This is a genomic window from Arthrobacter sp. NPDC057009, assembly GCF_042673905.1.
Taxonomy (GTDB): domain Bacteria; phylum Actinomycetota; class Actinomycetes; order Actinomycetales; family Micrococcaceae; genus Arthrobacter.
Window position 1 is genome coordinate 18,689 of the sequence record NZ_JBHUSB010000012.1, and the last position, 15,148, is coordinate 33,836.

Annotated in this window: 16 protein-coding genes and 1 tRNA gene; 8 read left to right on the forward strand and 9 right to left on the reverse strand. The window is 66.5% G+C overall.

Annotated features, from left to right (window positions below; translation table 11 throughout):
- Window positions 1–4 precede the first annotated feature (4 nt).
- Together ispD and ACFTR6_RS13655 are read right to left on the reverse strand one after the other, a co-directional pair.
- The gene (ispD, locus tag ACFTR6_RS13650) at window positions 5–787 is read right to left on the reverse strand and encodes a 2-C-methyl-D-erythritol 4-phosphate cytidylyltransferase (protein WP_377958306.1); all 783 of its coding nucleotides are present in this window, start codon (window positions 785–787) and stop codon (window positions 5–7) included.
- Window positions 788–933: 146 nt separating this feature from the next.
- On the reverse strand, window positions 934–1,416 hold the full coding sequence (locus ACFTR6_RS13655) for a CarD family transcriptional regulator (RefSeq protein ID WP_003801164.1): 483 nt from the start codon (window positions 1,414–1,416) through the stop codon (window positions 934–936).
- A 341-nt stretch (window positions 1,417–1,757) separates the two neighbouring features.
- Here ACFTR6_RS13655 and ACFTR6_RS13660 point away from each other — a divergent pair, with 341 nt between their 5' ends.
- Window positions 1,758–2,318 carry a hypothetical protein gene (locus ACFTR6_RS13660; protein ID WP_076798846.1) on the forward strand — a complete coding sequence of 187 codons (561 nt, stop codon included), beginning with the start codon at window positions 1,758–1,760 and terminating at the stop codon, window positions 2,316–2,318.
- A 133-nt stretch (window positions 2,319–2,451) separates the two neighbouring features.
- Here ACFTR6_RS13660 and ACFTR6_RS13665 read toward each other — a convergent pair whose 3' ends face one another.
- Window positions 2,452–3,132, reverse strand: a complete 681-nt coding sequence (locus tag ACFTR6_RS13665; protein ID WP_003801167.1) for a response regulator transcription factor — start codon at window positions 3,130–3,132, stop codon at window positions 2,452–2,454.
- Window positions 3,129–4,418 carry a cell wall metabolism sensor histidine kinase WalK gene (locus tag ACFTR6_RS13670; RefSeq protein ID WP_076798847.1) on the reverse strand — a complete coding sequence of 430 codons (1,290 nt, stop codon included), beginning with the start codon at window positions 4,416–4,418 and terminating at the stop codon, window positions 3,129–3,131. Before ACFTR6_RS13670 ends, ACFTR6_RS13665 begins: the two co-directional genes overlap by 4 nt.
- Window positions 4,419–4,621: 203 nt before the next feature.
- On the opposite strand from ACFTR6_RS13670, the gene phoU reads away from it, so the two are divergent.
- Complete coding sequence (gene phoU / locus ACFTR6_RS13675; protein WP_076798848.1) at window positions 4,622–5,284, forward strand: phosphate signaling complex protein PhoU; 663 nt, start codon at window positions 4,622–4,624, stop codon at window positions 5,282–5,284.
- A gap of 103 nt (window positions 5,285–5,387) precedes the next feature.
- Here the strand turns inward: phoU and ACFTR6_RS13680 are convergent, their stop codons facing one another.
- A complete protein-coding gene (locus tag ACFTR6_RS13680; protein WP_076798849.1) occupies window positions 5,388–6,134 on the reverse strand; it encodes a phosphoglyceromutase in 747 nt (248 codons plus the stop codon).
- Between the two features lie 79 nt (window positions 6,135–6,213).
- On the opposite strand from ACFTR6_RS13680, the gene ACFTR6_RS13685 reads away from it, so the two are divergent.
- Window positions 6,214–7,044: a class I SAM-dependent methyltransferase gene (locus tag ACFTR6_RS13685; protein ID WP_377958307.1), complete on the forward strand. Its 831-nt coding sequence runs from the start codon at window positions 6,214–6,216 to the stop codon at window positions 7,042–7,044.
- Here ACFTR6_RS13685 and ACFTR6_RS13690 read toward each other — a convergent pair.
- Together ACFTR6_RS13690 and ACFTR6_RS13695 are read right to left on the reverse strand one after the other, a co-directional pair.
- Window positions 7,029–7,385: a DUF2516 family protein gene (locus ACFTR6_RS13690; RefSeq protein ID WP_377958308.1), complete on the reverse strand. Its 357-nt coding sequence runs from the start codon at window positions 7,383–7,385 to the stop codon at window positions 7,029–7,031. The genes ACFTR6_RS13685 and ACFTR6_RS13690 overlap by 16 nt on opposite strands.
- Before the next feature lie 9 nt (window positions 7,386–7,394).
- Window positions 7,395–8,579: a PLP-dependent aspartate aminotransferase family protein gene (locus tag ACFTR6_RS13695; protein ID WP_076798851.1), complete on the reverse strand. Its 1,185-nt coding sequence runs from the start codon at window positions 8,577–8,579 to the stop codon at window positions 7,395–7,397.
- 125 nt (window positions 8,580–8,704) lie between these two features.
- On the opposite strand from ACFTR6_RS13695, the gene tmk reads away from it, so the two are divergent.
- The 3 genes from tmk to ACFTR6_RS13710 all read left to right on the forward strand — a co-directional run bounded on the left by tmk (window position 8,705) and on the right by ACFTR6_RS13710 (window position 12,128).
- Window positions 8,705–9,352, forward strand: a complete 648-nt coding sequence (tmk, locus tag ACFTR6_RS13700; RefSeq protein WP_377958377.1) for a dTMP kinase — start codon at window positions 8,705–8,707, stop codon at window positions 9,350–9,352.
- Window positions 9,349–10,494, forward strand: coding sequence for a DNA polymerase III subunit delta' (locus ACFTR6_RS13705; RefSeq protein ID WP_377958309.1), 1,146 nt, complete (start codon window positions 9,349–9,351; stop codon window positions 10,492–10,494). Before tmk ends, ACFTR6_RS13705 begins: the two co-directional genes overlap by 4 nt.
- A gap of 62 nt (window positions 10,495–10,556) precedes the next feature.
- Complete coding sequence (locus tag ACFTR6_RS13710) at window positions 10,557–12,128, forward strand: alpha/beta hydrolase (RefSeq protein WP_377958378.1); 1,572 nt, start codon at window positions 10,557–10,559, stop codon at window positions 12,126–12,128.
- Window positions 12,129–12,140: 12 nt separating this feature from the next.
- Here ACFTR6_RS13710 and ACFTR6_RS13715 read toward each other — a convergent pair whose 3' ends face one another.
- Window positions 12,141–12,908, reverse strand: coding sequence for an HAD family hydrolase (locus ACFTR6_RS13715; protein ID WP_377958310.1), 768 nt, complete (start codon window positions 12,906–12,908; stop codon window positions 12,141–12,143).
- A 224-nt stretch (window positions 12,909–13,132) separates the two neighbouring features.
- Between ACFTR6_RS13715 and ACFTR6_RS13720 the strand changes: the two genes are divergently transcribed.
- Window positions 13,133–13,205, forward strand: a tRNA-Thr gene (locus ACFTR6_RS13720).
- A 579-nt stretch (window positions 13,206–13,784) separates the two neighbouring features.
- Window positions 13,785–14,174, forward strand: coding sequence for an Hpt domain-containing protein (locus ACFTR6_RS13725; protein ID WP_076798854.1), 390 nt, complete (start codon window positions 13,785–13,787; stop codon window positions 14,172–14,174).
- A 20-nt stretch (window positions 14,175–14,194) separates the two neighbouring features.
- Here ACFTR6_RS13725 and ACFTR6_RS13730 read toward each other — a convergent pair whose 3' ends face one another.
- Entirely contained in the window at window positions 14,195–14,965 is a 771-nt protein-coding gene (locus ACFTR6_RS13730) for a hypothetical protein (protein ID WP_236783135.1), read from the reverse strand.
- Between the last annotated feature and the right edge of the window lie 183 nt (window positions 14,966–15,148).

Here is a 15,148-nt window from a genome sequence, read left to right on the forward strand (position 1 = left end):
TGTGTCAGCCCTCCACCCAGCGGGCGCCGAGGGGTCCCTCGAGCAGGCCCTCAGCGATGATGAGGTCAAGGGGCGTGGTGATTTTCAGGGACTGGCTGGCGCCGCGGACGGCGTGCACCGGCACGCCGAGAAGCTCCACCAGCATGGCGTCGTCGGTGACCGCGGCCGCCTGGCGCTCATCGAAGCCCTCGGCTGCCTCATGCGCCCGCCGCAGCACGGGGAGCTGGAAGCCCTGCGGGGTCTGTACTGCCCTGAGCTCCTCGCGGGGCGCGGTTCCGGTCACGAGTTCCGGCGCGACATCCGTGGCCTGCCCCTCGGTCGCGGCGACCGTCTTGACCGTGTCCACCACGGGAATCACCGGAATCACTGCTTCGGCGCCGGCGGCGAGGGCCTGGGCCACGCGGTGGAAGACGTGCTCCGGGGTGAGGGCGCGGGCGGCGTCATGAACCAGAACCGCCTCGGTGCCCTCCTCCACGGCGGCCAGTGCGGAACGCACCGAATCCGCCCGGGAGGCACCGCCGTCGACCATTGTCAGGAGCGGCCCGCCGTCCACCAGCTCCACGCGGAAGTCCTCACAGAGCCGGCGGAGCTCCTTGTCGCCGGCCGGAAGCGCGATGCACACCTGGCTGGCGATGCCAGCCGCGACGATGCCGCGAAGCGCATGCATCAGGATCGGTTCACCGCCCAGCGGCACGGCCGCCTTCGGCATGCCGTAACCCAGCCTCTGCCCGGAACCGGCGGCGACGAGAATCACGGCGGTAACGGGGCGCTTGGGTGCAGTGTTCATACGCTCTAGCCTACGTCCCTGCGGGATCCCCCTCCATCACCCCAACCATTGCCTAGGTGGGGATGAGCCAGACGTTTTCGGGCAAGAAGAAACCCCGGCGGCACCTTGCCACCGGGGTTCAATTCTTCTCAGGAAGCTCCTGCTACTTAGGAAGCCAGGACCTCGTCGAGAACGCTGGCAGCCTTCTCTTCGTCGGTCTTTTCAGCCAAAGCCAATTCTGAGATCAGAATCTGCCGGGCCTTGGCCAGCATTCGCTTCTCGCCTGCGGAAAGGCCCCGGTCGTGATCGCGGCGCCACAGGTCGCGGACGACCTCTGCAACCTTGATGACGTCACCGGAAGCAAGCTTCTCCAGATTTGCCTTGTAACGACGCGACCAGTTGGTGGGCTCTTCAGTGAACTCGGCACGAAGCACATCAAACACGTGCTCCAAACCGTCTTTGCCCACTACGTCGCGTACCCCAACGAGGTCAACGTTTTCTGCTGGAACTTCAATGGTCAGATCACCCTGAGCCACCTTGAGCTTGAGATACATCTTCTCTTCGCCCTTAACAGTGCGCATCTTGATCTCTTCAATTTTTGCTGCACCGTGGTGAGGGTAAACTACTGTCTCGCCGACCTCAAAAACCATGTGGACTTTCCCCTTTCCCGCAGACCAGTTTATCACGATTAAGGCATATGACTGGCATGGATACGGGTCGGGAACCCCGTAAATCCGCGGAAAATGGCCGAAATCAGCCCCTCAGACCCCTTGACGAATGCGAACAATAGTGCATCGCATGCGCGCCCACAAGCGCTACGCGCGGGTAGTTGGGCACCCTCCTGGAGGCCTTGTGGGGCACGCAAACCGGCATCGCAGAGGCCAGTCATGTGGAGGGGCCGAATCCTTGTTTGACCCTCTTTGCCGATAGGCTATGCCTGAAAACTGTTTCAAAGACTTTTCTAGGAGTGCGTGACGTGCGTTTCACTGCGATGAACCGGGGCCAGAGCGGCAAGATGGCAATGGCGGCAGCCGCCCTGAGCATCGGGCTGCTGGGCCTGACGGGCTGTGGCTACGTCAACGCCCAGCAGACCTCTCACCAGTACGCCGCCTCCGACGGAACGCGTGCCGACGTCGGCCCGGTCCAGCTCCGGAACATGCTGATCGTGTCCGCGAACGAGAACCAGCCGGGCCGCGTCATTGGCGCCGTCTACAACTCCTCCTCGGAGGACGTCAAAGTCACCCTCAAGGGGGCCGAAGGCGCGCAGACTGAAGTTCCGGTCAAGAAGAACTCCTACACCCTCCTGAACGAGTCCGCCGACGAAGCCATCCTGAGCTCGGCCGGCGGCCGCCCGGGATCCCTCGTGGACATCCAGGTCACCGAAGACGGCACCAACGTCAACAAGACCGTCAAGATTCCTGTGGTGGACGGCACCCTGCCGGAATACGCTGCCTACCTGCCGGGCGGCGCGCCCACCGAGTCTGCCACCCCGACCCAGACCGCCACGCCGAGCGAGGGCGGCACGCACGCACCTGCCGAAGGCGGCCACTAATAGGGCAAGGCCACTAGGGCTGCAACACGCAGAAGGAGGGGTTCCCGGCCGGGAACCCCTCCTTCTGCGTGTTGTCAGTGCTTCCTGCAGTATGCGCGGTCCCGTGGACCACTCCCCCGCCGGCAGCTGGCTATTACGGTTCGAACTTGTAGCCCAGCCCGCGCACGGTGACCAGGTAGCGCGGCAGGGACGGGTCCGGCTCGATCTTGCTGCGCAGCCGCTTCACGTGGACGTCGAGCGTTTTCGTGTCGCCCACGTAGTCGGAGCCCCAGACCCGGTCGATCAGCTGGCCGCGGGTCAGCACGCGGCCGGAGTTCCGCAGCAGCATCTCCAGCAGTTCGAACTCCTTCAGCGGCAGCGACACCTGTTCGCCGTCGACACTCACCACATGGCGTTCAATGTCCATCCGGACGGGGCCGGCATGGACGGTGGAGGAGATGAGTTCCTCCGGTTCGCCCTGGCGTCGCAGCACCGCGCGGACACGGGCCACCAGCTCGCGGGAGGAATAGGGCTTGGTGACGTAGTCGTCCGCGCCCAGCTCCAGGCCGACGACCTTGTCGATCTCGGTGTCCTTGGCGGTCAGCATGATGACCGGAACGGTGGAGCGCTGCCGCAGCTGCCGGCAGACCTCGGTGCCGGACTGTCCCGGCAGCTGGAGGTCGAGCAGCACGAGGTCCGCCCCGTTGCGGTCGAATTCCGTGATGGCGTCGAGGCCGTTGTCCACAACCTCCACTTCGAACCCTTCCTTGCCCAGAAGATAGGACAGGGGGTCGCTGAACGACTCCTCATCCTCGACAATAAGAATCCTGCTCAAGCGTTAGCTCCTCGTTCGTGGACGCCGGCGGCGTCGTGTACTTCCTTGGCCTGTTGCGGCCGGTCAGGCTGGCCCTGCGATGAGGCGGGGGCCTGTGCCTTGGCTTCCTGGACAGCTGCGCGATCGGTCTGGGCGGCGCCATCGGACTGGGGGGCAGACTCGTCCTCTTGCCCTTCCATCTCCGGCAACCGCAGGGTGAACGTCGAGCCCTGGCCTGGCTGGGACCAGAGCGTGACTTCGCCGCCGTGGTTGGAAACAACGTGCTTGACGATGCTCAGGCCGAGGCCGGTTCCGCCGGTGTGGCGGGACCGGGCGGAATCCACCCGGTAGAAACGCTCGAAGACCCGTTCCTGGTCCTCGGGCGAGAGGCCTTCGCCCTGGTCCGTGACCGAGACGGAAACCAGCCCCTCCTTGGACCGCACGCCGATGCCTACGCGGGTATTTTCCGGCGAGTACCGGATCGCGTTGTCGATCAGGTTGCGCAGCGCCGTAACCAGCAGGTCGCGGTCACCGTACACCTTGGCCTGGGCGCGGCCGCCAATGACGATCTGGATGTTCTTGCTCTCGGCCGGCAGCTGCGACCGGTCCACGGCTTCTGCAATGACGTCGTTGATGTCCACAGGGTGCCCCTGCTGCGCCACGTTCGCGCCCTGCAGCCGGGAGAGCTCGATGATGTCCTGCACCAGCGCAGCCAGGCGGGCAGACTCCTTGTGCATGCGCTTGGCGAAGCGGCGGACGGCATCCTCGTCGTCCGCCGACGATTCCAGCGCTTCGGCCAGCAGTGAGATGGCGCCCACCGGGGTCTTCAGTTCGTGGGAGACGTTGGCCACGAAGTCGTTGCGGATCTCCTCGGTGCGGGTGATCTCGGTGCGGTCGTCGGCCAGCAGGACAATGTATTCCTCGCCGAGCATTGCTGCCCGGACCTGCACAATGATGGTGCCCTGGCCGAGCGGTCCCCGCGGCAGTTCCAGCTGCCGCTCCAGGATCACGCCGTCACGCCGGACGTTCGCCGTCATGTCCAGCAGCTCGCGGTGCACCACCGTGTGCCCGCGCACGAGGCCGTATGCGTAGGCCGCCGGGCTGGCCCGGACGACGCCGTCGATTGCGTCCACCACCACGAAAGCCTGCCCGACGACGGCGAGGACCTGCGCGGAGCCCTGGGGCAGCGCCGGTTCGTCGTACTCAATCTCCACGAGCTCGCGCTGCTTCTCGCTGGCACGGAAAGCGAGCACGCCAAAGACGCCGAACGACAGGCCCAGCAGGCCGGCGATGACACCTAAGAGCATTGGATCCACGCCTCCAGCTTATGCTTCCGGCAAGCCCCGATATCCGATAAACAGCCCAAGCGGTACGGATTCAGCTAACGTTCATCTTGGGATGTGTAACAGTTCACCGAACACTGGAAGAGTGTGCGGTTGGACTGCCGGAACGGTGACACGAAATTCTGACCGCCGCAGCGGGGCGGAGTTTCCGAGGAAAGGACGCCTACGTGCGCAAGGTTTTTCAGGAGGAGCTGGCCCATGTGGGCGAGGACCTCATCGAGATTTCAAAGCTGGTCAGCGAAGCGATCGGCAAGGCAACCACGTCATTCGAGAGTGCCGACGTCGATCTGGCCCAGGACGTCATCGCCGCGGACGCCAGGATCGACTTCCTGCAGAACAGCCTCGACGAGCGCGCCATCGACATCCTTGCCCTGCAGGGGCCGGTGGCCAGCGACCTGCGCATGATCGTCGGGTCGCTGCGGATGAGCGCATCCCTGGAGCGTATGGGCGATCTAGCCCGCCACATCGCCCAGCTCGCCCGGCTGCGCTTCCCCGCCAACGTGATTCCGGAGTCGCTGAGCGGGACCTTCAAGAGCTTCGCGGAGCAGGACATCGAGATCGCGAACAAGCTCACCCAGCTGCTGGAGACCCGCGACCTCGAGGTTGCCCGGGACATTCTCAAGGCCAACTCCGCGGTGAACGACCTCCACCTCAGCGTCTTCAAGGCGATCGCCCGCCCGGACTGGCAGGAATCCCCCGCCACCACGGTGGACGTGGCCCTCGCGAGCCGCTACTTCGAGCGGTTCGCTGACCACGGTGTTTCCGTGGCGCAGAAGGTCACCTACCTCGTGACCGGCGCATGGCACCCGAACAGCATCGAGCACGGCTGATAATTCCCGCCTGTACTTAAACGGACGACGCCGGCTGGTCACCTGGGGTGACCGGCCGGCGTCGTCCGTTTTGGTTTAGTCAGAGCCAGCGGAGGCCGGCGGGCTACTTCTTGCCCTGGTTGGCCACGGCCAGGATGGCCTCGGCTGCTGCCTCGGGGTCGAGGTAGGTTCCCCCGCGGGTGATCGGCTGGAAGTTTTCGTCCAGGTCGTAAACCAGCGGGATGCCGGTGGGGATGTTCAGGCTGGCAATGTCGTCGTCGCTGATGCCGTCCAGGTGCTTGACCAGGGCGCGCAGGGAGTTGCCGTGCGCGGTGACCAGGACGGTCTTGCCTGCCTTCAGGTCTTCTTTGATGTCCGATTCCCAGTACGGGAGGAGGCGGATAAGGACGTCCTTGAGGCATTCGGTGCGGGGCAGGTCATCGCCGAGGTCCGCGTAGCGCGGATCGCGGGACTGGGAGAACTCGCTGCTGTCGTCCAGGGGCGGCGGCGGGGTGTCGTAGGAACGGCGCCACAGCATGAACTGGTCCTCACCGAATTCGGCCAGCGTCTGGGCCTTGTCCTTGCCCTGCAGCGCACCGTAGTGGCGCTCGTTCAGGCGCCAGTCGCGCTTGACCGGGATCCAGCCGCGGTCAGCCTTGTCCAGGGCGATGTTGGCCGTGTTGATGGCACGCTTCAGGAGCGAGGTGTAGAGGATGTCCGGGAGAATGTTGTTCTCAACCAGGAGCTCTCCACCGCGTGCTGCTTCCTCGCGGCCCTGGTCGTTCAGGTCAACGTCCACCCAGCCGGTGAACAGGTTCTTGGCGTTCCATTCGCTGTGGCCGTGGCGCAGCAGAATCAGCTTGTAAGTCATGATTTTCATCCTAGCCGAGCGCGGCCTGCGGGCGCCGAGAGTTACATCACGCGGCAGTGCGGCCCGATAGGCTAAGGCCGTGGTGCAGAAAGCAGAGCGGGTGGTGACCAGCCGGGGAAAGCCGGTGGGGAACGTGACCCGCGGAACCACCAACCCGAACCGCATGCGCCGGCTGGACCGGTGGCTGGCCGGGCCGCAGGCCTGGCGGCTCCGGCGGGCGGCTGACCCGCTGGTGGTGGACCTGGGTTACGGCGCTTCGCCCGCCACCGCCGTCGAACTCTTTGAACGCCTTCAGGCGGTACGGCCGGATGTGCGCGTCTGCGGGATCGAGATCGAACCCGAACGCGTGCGTGCGGCGAAGCCCCTGGAACGGCCGGGCCTGAGTTTCCACAACGGGGGATTCGAACTTCCGGTGCCCGGGAATCCGGTGTTTGTGCGCGCCTTCAACGTGCTGCGGCAGTACGAGGAAGGGGATGTCCGCCGCATCTGGGAACTGGTCCAGGGCCGGCTGGCTCCGGACGGCCTGTTCATCGACGGAACGTGCGACGAGATCGGCCGCCGCTCCGCCTGGATTGCCCTTGATGCGGAGCGCCCGGTCAGCCTCACCGTGTCGGTGCGGTTCGGCAGTTTCGGGCTGCCGTCGGAGGTCGCCGAGCGCCTGCCCAAAGCCCTCATCCACCGCAATGTTCCCGGCGAGCGCATCCACACGCTGCTGCAGTCGATGGACCGGGCCTGGCTCGAGGCCGCGCCGCTGGCACCTTTTGGAAACCGCCAGCGGTGGACGGCCATGTGCAGGGCACTGCTCGACGGCGGGTGGCCGGTGCACGATGGCCCCTCGCGTTGGCGCCTCGGGGAACTTACCATCGGGTGGGAGGCGGTGGCGCCGGACGCTGGTTACCAGGGGCCGTAGGGGCCCATGTTCCTGCTGCCGCCGCGGCCGGCGTCCTTCACAGCGGGCCGCACATCGGCCAGGTAGACGGAAGCGGCGACGACGGCGGCGAGGCCGAACAGGCCCAGCGGGCCGAGGAAACCACCGGATCCCCCGCCCAGCACGGACAGCGCGCCGACAGCCAGGCTGCCGCCGGTCAATGCCAGCCAGAACGTCTTGGTGCGCTTGCCCACGGCCTCGAAGGCGTTGGCCCGGTGGCGGACGCAGTCAAAGAAGGCCCACACCTCGAGGCCGAGTGCTATCAGCCCCAGGATGTAGTAGACCGTGCTCTCAACGTAGAAAATCAGTAGTCGTCCGTCCACCAGCCCAGCCTATCGGTCCAGGGCGTCCAACGCCTGCTTCAAATCGGCCCAGAGGTCCTCGACGTTTTCGATGCCGACGCTCAGCCGGACCAGGTTCTCGGGGACGCTGGCGGGTTCCGCGGCATGCCGTCGCCGGCGCTCGATGAGCGATTCAACCCCGCCGAGGGACGTGGCCGGCAGCCACAGGTGCAGGCCACGGACCAGCCTGTCCGCGGTTTCGGCGGCGCTCAGTCCGCCTGCAGCGGCAACCTGGACGCAGAGGATGGAACCAAAACCCGTCATCTGGGACTTGGCCAGATCGTGTCCCGGGTCGGACTCCAGGCCCGGATACCGCACGCTCTCCAGGGCGGGGTGCGCGCTCAGCCTCTCGGCGAGCACCGCGGCCGACGCCTGGGAGCGTTCAATCCGGAGGGCAAGGGTCCGCAGGCCCCGCAGCGCCAGCCATGCCTCGAAGGGCCCGGCGATTCCGCCGTGGATGATGCGGTGATGCAGCAGGGTTTCACGCAGTTTCGCATCCCCGGTCACCAGCGCGCCCAGCACCACGTCGGAGTGGCCGGCCAGGTATTTGGTCACCGAGTGAAGAACGACGTCGGACCCCAGGCTGAGCGGCTGCTGCACCAGTGGCGTGGAGAAGGTGTTGTCCGTGACGACGATGGCGCCGGCGTCGTGGGCGGCCTGCGTGAGTGCACGGATGTCAGCGATGCCGAGCATCGGGTTGGTGGGGCTTTCCAGCCACAGCATGTCCGCAGGCTTGCCGCCCTGCGGCGCTATCTGGGCGCGGACTGCATCGGTGTCCGCGATGTCCACGGTGCGGAGTTCGAGCAGGCCCTTTTCCGCCAGTTCGGCGGCCATCACCAGGGAACCGGAATAGCTGTGGGACGGCATGACCAGGACACCCCCGTTGGGGATGAGTGACAGAGCGGAACTGACAGCGGCCAGGCCGGAGGAGTAGAGCAGGCCCGGGAGCGAGGCACCTTCGAGCTGGCCGAGGGCCTCCTCGAACGGGTCCCACGTCGGGTTCGAGTAGCGGCCGTAGCCCCGGTCGCCGTCGTCGAGCGCGCCGGTGCCGAAATATGTGGAGGAGAGCACGATGGGCGGGTTGACCGGCGCATCGTGTTCACGGGGCGGGCGGCCGGCGGCCACAACCACCGTTTCGGCAGACAGTGAGGCGGCGTGCTGATCGGAAAGGCTCATGTTCAAAGGGTACGTTGGGTGCCTGCCCGCTGAAAAAAGCGCTGCCGCCTGCCGCTTCTGACCGCCTGCCCGCGCCCCCGGCGGGCTTTTTCGTCGGTGGATATCGGTAGGCTGGATAAGTGAATATGCAGAGCCCCGGACTTTTCATCGCCTTCGAGGGCGGTGACGGTGCCGGCAAGTCAACACAGGCGGCCCGGCTGGCCGGGTCGCTCGAATCCCGCGGCCTCACCGTGCTGCGGACGCGGGAGCCCGGCGGAACCCCGATCGGCGAGAAGCTCCGTTCCCTGGTGCTGGACCACGGCCACGGCCATATCGATGCCCACACCGAAGCCCTGATCTTTGCCGCGTCCCGGGCGGCCCACGCCAGCCAGGTCATCAGGCCCGCACTGGCCCGTGGTGAGGTGGTACTGACGGACCGCTACATCGACTCCTCCGTGGCCTACCAGGGCGCTGGCCGTGGCCTCGGCGCGGACGCTGTGCTGAGCGTCAACGAATGGGCCACGTCGGGGCTGCGGCCGGACCTGACCGTGCTCCTGGATGTCCACCCGGCCGAGGGACGCAGCCGCCGCACCGCCGGCGACGCCGCCGAGGACCGGATGGAGTCCGAAGCCGACGAGTTTCACGCGCGGATCCGGCAGGCATTCCTGGACCTCGCCGCGGCCCGGCCGGAGAACTACCTGGTACTGGAGGCCGGCCTGCCCGTCGAGGAAATCGCGGGACTCATCCTGGGGCGGGTCGAAGAGCTCCTTGCAGCAGCCGGCAGGCGGCCATGACCGTCTGGGATGACCTGCAGGGGCAGACCGCCGTCGTCGCCCAGCTGCGGCAGGCGGCCATGGGTGAAGGGCTTACCCACGCCTGGCTGTTCACGGGGCCCCCGGGGTCTGGCCGTTCAAATGCCGCCAAGGCCTTCGCCGCTGCGCTCAACTGCGACCAGGACGACGTCACCATGCGCGGCTGCGGCACCTGCCCGGCGTGCCTGACCATCCTGGGCGAGACCCACGCCGACGTCTCCTTTGTCCGCACCGAAAAGGTGACCATCAGCATCAAGGAGGCCCGCGAGCTCGTCGCCACCGCGGGCAACCGGCCGTCCTCGGCCCGGTGGCGGATCATCGTGGTGGAAGACGCCGACCGCATGGAGGAGCGCACCACCAACGTGCTGCTCAAGGCCATCGAGGAGCCCACTCCCCGCACCATCTGGATGCTGTGCGCCCCCTCCCCCGCCGACGTCCTGGTGACCATCCGGTCCAGATGCCGGGCGGTTGCCCTGCGGCTGCCGCCCGCCGCGGATGTCGCGGCGCTGCTGGTGAAGCGCGACGGCGTGGATCCGGCTCTTGCCGAGCGTGCAGCACGCGCGGCCCAGTCCCACGTGGGCATCGCCCGGCGGCTGGCCCGCGACGCCGAAGCCCGGGAGCGGCGGCTGGAAACCGTCCGGTTCCCGCTGGGGCTGCGGGGCATCACGGCCGCCGTGATGATGGCTGACAAGCTCGTGAAAATCGCCACCGAGGAGGCCACGAGCTCCAACGAGGAACGTGACGCCGCCGAAAAGGCTGCCCTGCTGGCCACCCTGGGCGCGCCGGAGACCGGAACGCTGCCGCCCGCCATGCGCAGCCAGGTGAAGCAGCTCGAGGACGATCAAAAGCGGCGTGCGAAGCGCTCCATCACCGATTCCCTGGACCGTACCCTGACCGACCTCCTCTCGTTCTACCGGGATGTCCTGATTATCCAGCTGGGGAACGCAGTGGAACTGGTGAACGTTGAGCTGAGGAGCGAGCTGGAAGAGTTCGCCCAAAGGTCCGGGCCGGAAGTGACCCTCGCCCGGATGGACGCGATCAACAACGCCCGCAAGCGCATCACCACCACCAACGTCGCTCCGCTGCTGGCCATTGAGTCAATGGCCGCAAGCCTGATCCAGTAGCCACGCCACCACCCGCAATCTGCCTGACCGAGCTGACGCCGCCTACAAGGAGAAACCGCATGATGTCTGCACCGCCTCTGTCCTCGCGACCCCGGACCCTCGCGGCCGGGATGCGGGCGGCCGGCGCCATGGCGCTGGCCGTGCTGCTGGCATCGTGCAGTGCCCTGGGCACGTCCAAAGACGACTCCTCCCAGAACAGCTCCACCGGACAGGCCGACCCCTCCATAGCGGCGGCCGCCCCCGAGGAGCTCAAGGCCTTCTACTCCCAGAAGATCATCTGGGAATCCTGCGAGGACAAGCTGCAGTGCGCCAAGGTCAAGGTGCCTGTCGATTATGCGAAGCCTGCCGGCGACACCATCGAACTGGCCGCCGTGAAGATCTCCACGAGCGGGGACAAAAAGGGCAGCCTGCTGGTCAACCCGGGCGGTCCGGGCGCGTCCGGCTACGACTTCGTCAGGGACGCCGGCAACAGCCACTTCTCCGAGAGCGTGCGCGCCAACTACGACCTCGTGGGCTTCGATCCGCGCGGCGTCAAGCGTTCCGCGCCGGTCACGTGCCTCACCGACAAGGAGCGGGACGAGGTCCGGGCCAAGATCTACACGCCTGACACCGACGCCGGGCTCGCCACGCTCCTCGCGGACAACAAGGCCATCGCGGCCAAGTGCGCGGAGCAGACCGGTCCCGTCCTCGGGCACATCGACACCGTCAGCGCAGCCAAGGATCTGGACGTCCTGCGGGCCGTGCTCAACGACTCCAAGCTGAACTACGTGGGCTTTTCGTACGGGACCTTCCTCGGCTCCACCTACGCATCGTTGTTCCCTGACAACGTGGGCCGCATGGTTCTCGACGGCGCCATCGACCCCACGCTCAGCGCCGAGGAACTGACCCTGGGCCAAGCCCGGGCTTTCGAAAAGGCGCTGCGTGCCTACGTTGAGCATTGCCTGGGGGAGGAAGGCTGTCCCCTCAGCGGCACGGTCGACGACGGCGTGCAGCAGATCCGCGACCTCATCAACTCTGTGATCGAGACTCCCCGCAGCGCCAAGGACGGCAGGCAGGTGGGCGGCAACCTCTTTGTCAGCGGCCTGATTGTGCCGATGTACGGCAACGAAAGCTGGCCGGCCCTGACCCAGGCCCTGGAAGCCGCCATGAAGGGCGATGTCAGCCCCATGCTCCGCCTGGCCGACCTCGGCGCGGACCGCTCCCCCAGCGGCAAGTACACGTCCAACACGGCATTGGCCTTCGGCGCGATCAACTGCCTGGACTACCCCATGAGCAGCGATCCGGCTGCCATGCGCGCAGAAGAGCAGCGGCTCCGCGAGGCCTCCCCCACCCTGGGTTACTTCTTCGCCTACGGTGGTGCGAACTGCGCCGACTGGGCGTACAAGAGCGTCCGTACCCCGTCAGCCGTCAAGTACAGCGGTTCCGCACCGATCGTCGTCGTCGGTACCACCGGAGACCCGGCAACGCCGGTGGAATGGGCCAGCGAACTGCGGAAGCAGCTGGGCAACGCATCCCTGCTGACGTTCAAGGGTGAGGGCCACACCGCCTACGGACGGTCCAACAGCTGCATCCGGGACGCCGTGGACAAGTACCTCGTGGACGGCAAGGAGCCGGCGGACAACACCGTCTGCTGATCCGCGCCGGCCTCAGAGCCGGGACGCCCGCCGCTCCAGAAGGGCCGGGAAATCCTTGATGGAAGGCACAACATCGGTGGCACCGGCGCCGCGAAGCGCAGCGTCGGAATGCGATCCGGTGAGTACCCCGGCCGCCACCGACGCGCCGGCGCAGAGGCCGGAATGGATGTCCGCCGTGGAATCCCCCACGACGGCGACCTTCCGGACATCGTCGATGTCGAGGGCCAGGACTGCTGTCAGGACCATATCCGGGAACGGCCTGCCCCGGCCGGCATCAGCAGGGCACAGGCTGAGGTCGGCCAGCCCCATCCAGCCGAGCGACTCCAGCACCATGTTCTGGGTGTGTCGCCCGAAGCCGGTGGCCAGGCAGACCTTGATGCCGGCGTCCCGGAGCCAGCCGATGGTTTCCTCCGCCCCGGGGACGGCCCGGACCCCGCCGTCAGCGATGAGCTCGTCACAGTTCAGCTCGAACCTCTTGTTGGCGCTGGCAGCTGCCAGCGGGTCGTCGAACAGCTCGGTGAAGACCGTCATCCGGGAGATGCCGGAGCGCTCCCGGGCGTAGCGCAGCATCCCTTCGAAGCGGACAGAGCCCGCCGGGACTCCCTGTTCCACCAGCGTGCGGGACAACGCCCGGTCCATGAGGCCGCCGTCGTACACCGTGGTTCCCACCATGGCCAGCACGGCCAGCCGGACGGGCTGTCCGTGCTCCGCCGCGTCCGCGTTCATCAGAAGCGCGCTGTGCAGTGCGCTGCCGGTTGAGATTGCGCTGTCTGGTGTCATGGTCGAGCTCCTTTGCCGCTGGAGCGCAGGCGTACTGCGCCAACACTGTGGGATCCAGCATCGCGGCCGTTGCTGTTGCAGGCCTGAACCGAATCCGACGGCGGAATGAACGTCCCGCCAACGTCAATCGCAGCCTGCGGACGCTCATTTTGACCCGGACGCGGGGACTCTATTACAGTTGTCTCTTGCATGAACCGGCCGGTTTTCCGGCTGATTGGTGCGGTGCTTCCTTAGCTCAGTCGGTAGAGCGTTTCACTCGTAATGAAAAGGTCATCAGTTCGATTCTGATAGGAAGCTCGGGAAGAACCCCGTATTGTCGCTGGTTTTATGGCGGTACGGGGTTTTTTGCTGGTTAACCTCCAATGCGCCCGTGCACCTACGGCCTCAGTTGCCGGTCCTGCGCAGTAGCCTGCGGAGCCAAAACCACAGGAGAAGTCCCAGAGCCAGGACCAGGACGTGGATTGCCGACATGTTGGCCGAGCTGACCAGGGCCTCCCCAGCATCCAGCCGGGATGAGATCTCGCCGCTCAGGTGGAGGGGCAGGAGCTTTCTTCTCCGAAGACCACGTCGTGAACGGCCAAGTGCAGCCTTGGAGGATCAGACTACGCGCCCCTGCCGCCTCGCCACCAAGGGTTAGTACAAGGAATTTATAAACCTCGACGGCCTCCACCAAAGCCGCGCGCCTTTTCTTGAGCCAAGATTGAGCGGCATCCGAGGGGTCCTTGAGTCAAGTGAAGCATAGTGTTGGGTGCCGGCAGGGACGCCGGTGATGCGCCGACAAACAACCCCAAAAACGTCCCCTCCGTCGTCTGGCCCCAGAACCGCGGCGGAGGGGGCCCATCGGAAGGCAGCACGCCCGTGCAAAATCACCGGCTGATGGCTGAAGCATCTGAGCCTACCCTGGACGGGCAGTACCTCCGGCGTCTGGCAGAAGTGTGTTCGCCGGATGCGGCTGACTCCTTCGCGGACAACTACGGGGCCCTCCTCCGCCAGCGCGTTGACCGCATTATTCGGACCATCGGCGTCGGGGACCGGGGGAAGGCGGTGGATGCCGCACTCAGCCTCCAAACGGCGTCGGCCATGGCAGGTGCCCTGCGCATGAGCCACCTGTGCGCCAAACTCGAGAAGGCCCTGGTCGCCGCTGACCTGACAGCTGCCGCAGGCACGGCGCGGGAAATCGACGTTCATTTGCCGGAACTGCAGGGAGCCCTCCTGGGACGCCCACGCCTGGTTTGCCATGCCAGTCCGGACACCACACCGTCCTGACGAAGCCCCTTGCCAGCACCTCAGCCCCGGGCACATGCCGCGGCCACAAAGTCATAGATCTGCGCACGCAACGTGGTACCGGCGGGGATCTTCAGCAGCCCCGTGCGTCCTCCCACGCTCACGTGCAGGGGCAGCAGCGTGCCCACCTTGTCCTCGGCAATGGCATGCGGATCGCAGCGTGCAGGCCGGATCCGCAGGCGCAGCTCAGAGCGACCCGCCCCCTGCACGATCCGGACATCCCGCGGCCACGGCTCCTCCGCCGGCTCAGCAATCAGGGTGGTTCCGTCGATGCTCCCGATGGTCAGCGGCCGCCCCGCGGCGTCATTGCTCGCCGTGCTCGTTCCCTTGGGCGTGATGACCAAGCGGACGACGGCGGTGCTGCCGTCCGCGGCAGCCTCAAGGCGGGGGTCCAGGAGAATGTCCGCGACGGCGGCCGCGTCCGACGCCAGGCACAGTTCCGCGTTGTTCCGCTCAAGGACCCTGAAGGGGTCGGCGGCCACCGGCTCCGTCTCCCGCAGGCCCGCCTGCCCGGGCTCGGAATACCTGACGCGGGCGGTTGGCTGCTGCCCTGCGGTTTGGCCCTGGCATACGGGGGACGGTAGCCGGACCGGAAGGCTCTTCGGCTGGTTGGGCGGCAGTTCCAGGCTGCCGCCGGCTGGCTCCCCCAGCATGTCCCCTTGGAACAGCGGGGACGCAAGCTGCGCACCGGCCACGGTCAGGGAACTGCCGGACACGTTGGTGAGAAGGAGCTGGATGGCCTGCTTTCCGTACTGGTCTCGTGACTGGTTCACCTCCACCGTTATCGGCAGTTGCTGAACTGACTCGCGGGGTTCCGGGGGCTCCGGCGATGTGCAGGCCGGCAGCGCAGCAATCGCCGCCGCCAAGGCGATGGCCACGACTACGAGCCCCCGGCGTGGGTGATGTCCGCGGGCACGGGACCTGCGCGCATGGGTCCCGGGCACAACAGAGCACGG

Coding starts and splice junctions, on each gene's coding strand:
- ispD (WP_377958306.1), bottom strand. CDS start 787: ATGAACACTGCACCCAAGCGCCCCGTTACCGCCGTGATTCTCGTCGCC.
- ACFTR6_RS13655 (WP_003801164.1), bottom strand. CDS start 1,416: ATGGTTTTTGAGGTCGGCGAGACAGTAGTTTACCCTCACCACGGTGCA.
- ACFTR6_RS13660 (WP_076798846.1), top strand. CDS start 1,758: ATGAACCGGGGCCAGAGCGGCAAGATGGCAATGGCGGCAGCCGCCCTG.
- ACFTR6_RS13670 (WP_076798847.1), bottom strand. CDS start 4,418: ATGCTCTTAGGTGTCATCGCCGGCCTGCTGGGCCTGTCGTTCGGCGTC.
- ACFTR6_RS13680 (WP_076798849.1), bottom strand. CDS start 6,134: ATGACTTACAAGCTGATTCTGCTGCGCCACGGCCACAGCGAATGGAAC.
- ACFTR6_RS13695 (WP_076798851.1), bottom strand. CDS start 8,579: ATGAGCCTTTCCGATCAGCACGCCGCCTCACTGTCTGCCGAAACGGTG.
- tmk (WP_377958377.1), top strand. CDS start 8,705: ATGCAGAGCCCCGGACTTTTCATCGCCTTCGAGGGCGGTGACGGTGCC.
- ACFTR6_RS13705 (WP_377958309.1), top strand. CDS start 9,349: ATGACCGTCTGGGATGACCTGCAGGGGCAGACCGCCGTCGTCGCCCAG.
- ACFTR6_RS13710 (WP_377958378.1), top strand. CDS start 10,557: ATGTCTGCACCGCCTCTGTCCTCGCGACCCCGGACCCTCGCGGCCGGG.
- ACFTR6_RS13715 (WP_377958310.1), bottom strand. CDS start 12,908: ATGACACCAGACAGCGCAATCTCAACCGGCAGCGCACTGCACAGCGCG.
- ACFTR6_RS13725 (WP_076798854.1), top strand. CDS start 13,785: ATGGCTGAAGCATCTGAGCCTACCCTGGACGGGCAGTACCTCCGGCGT.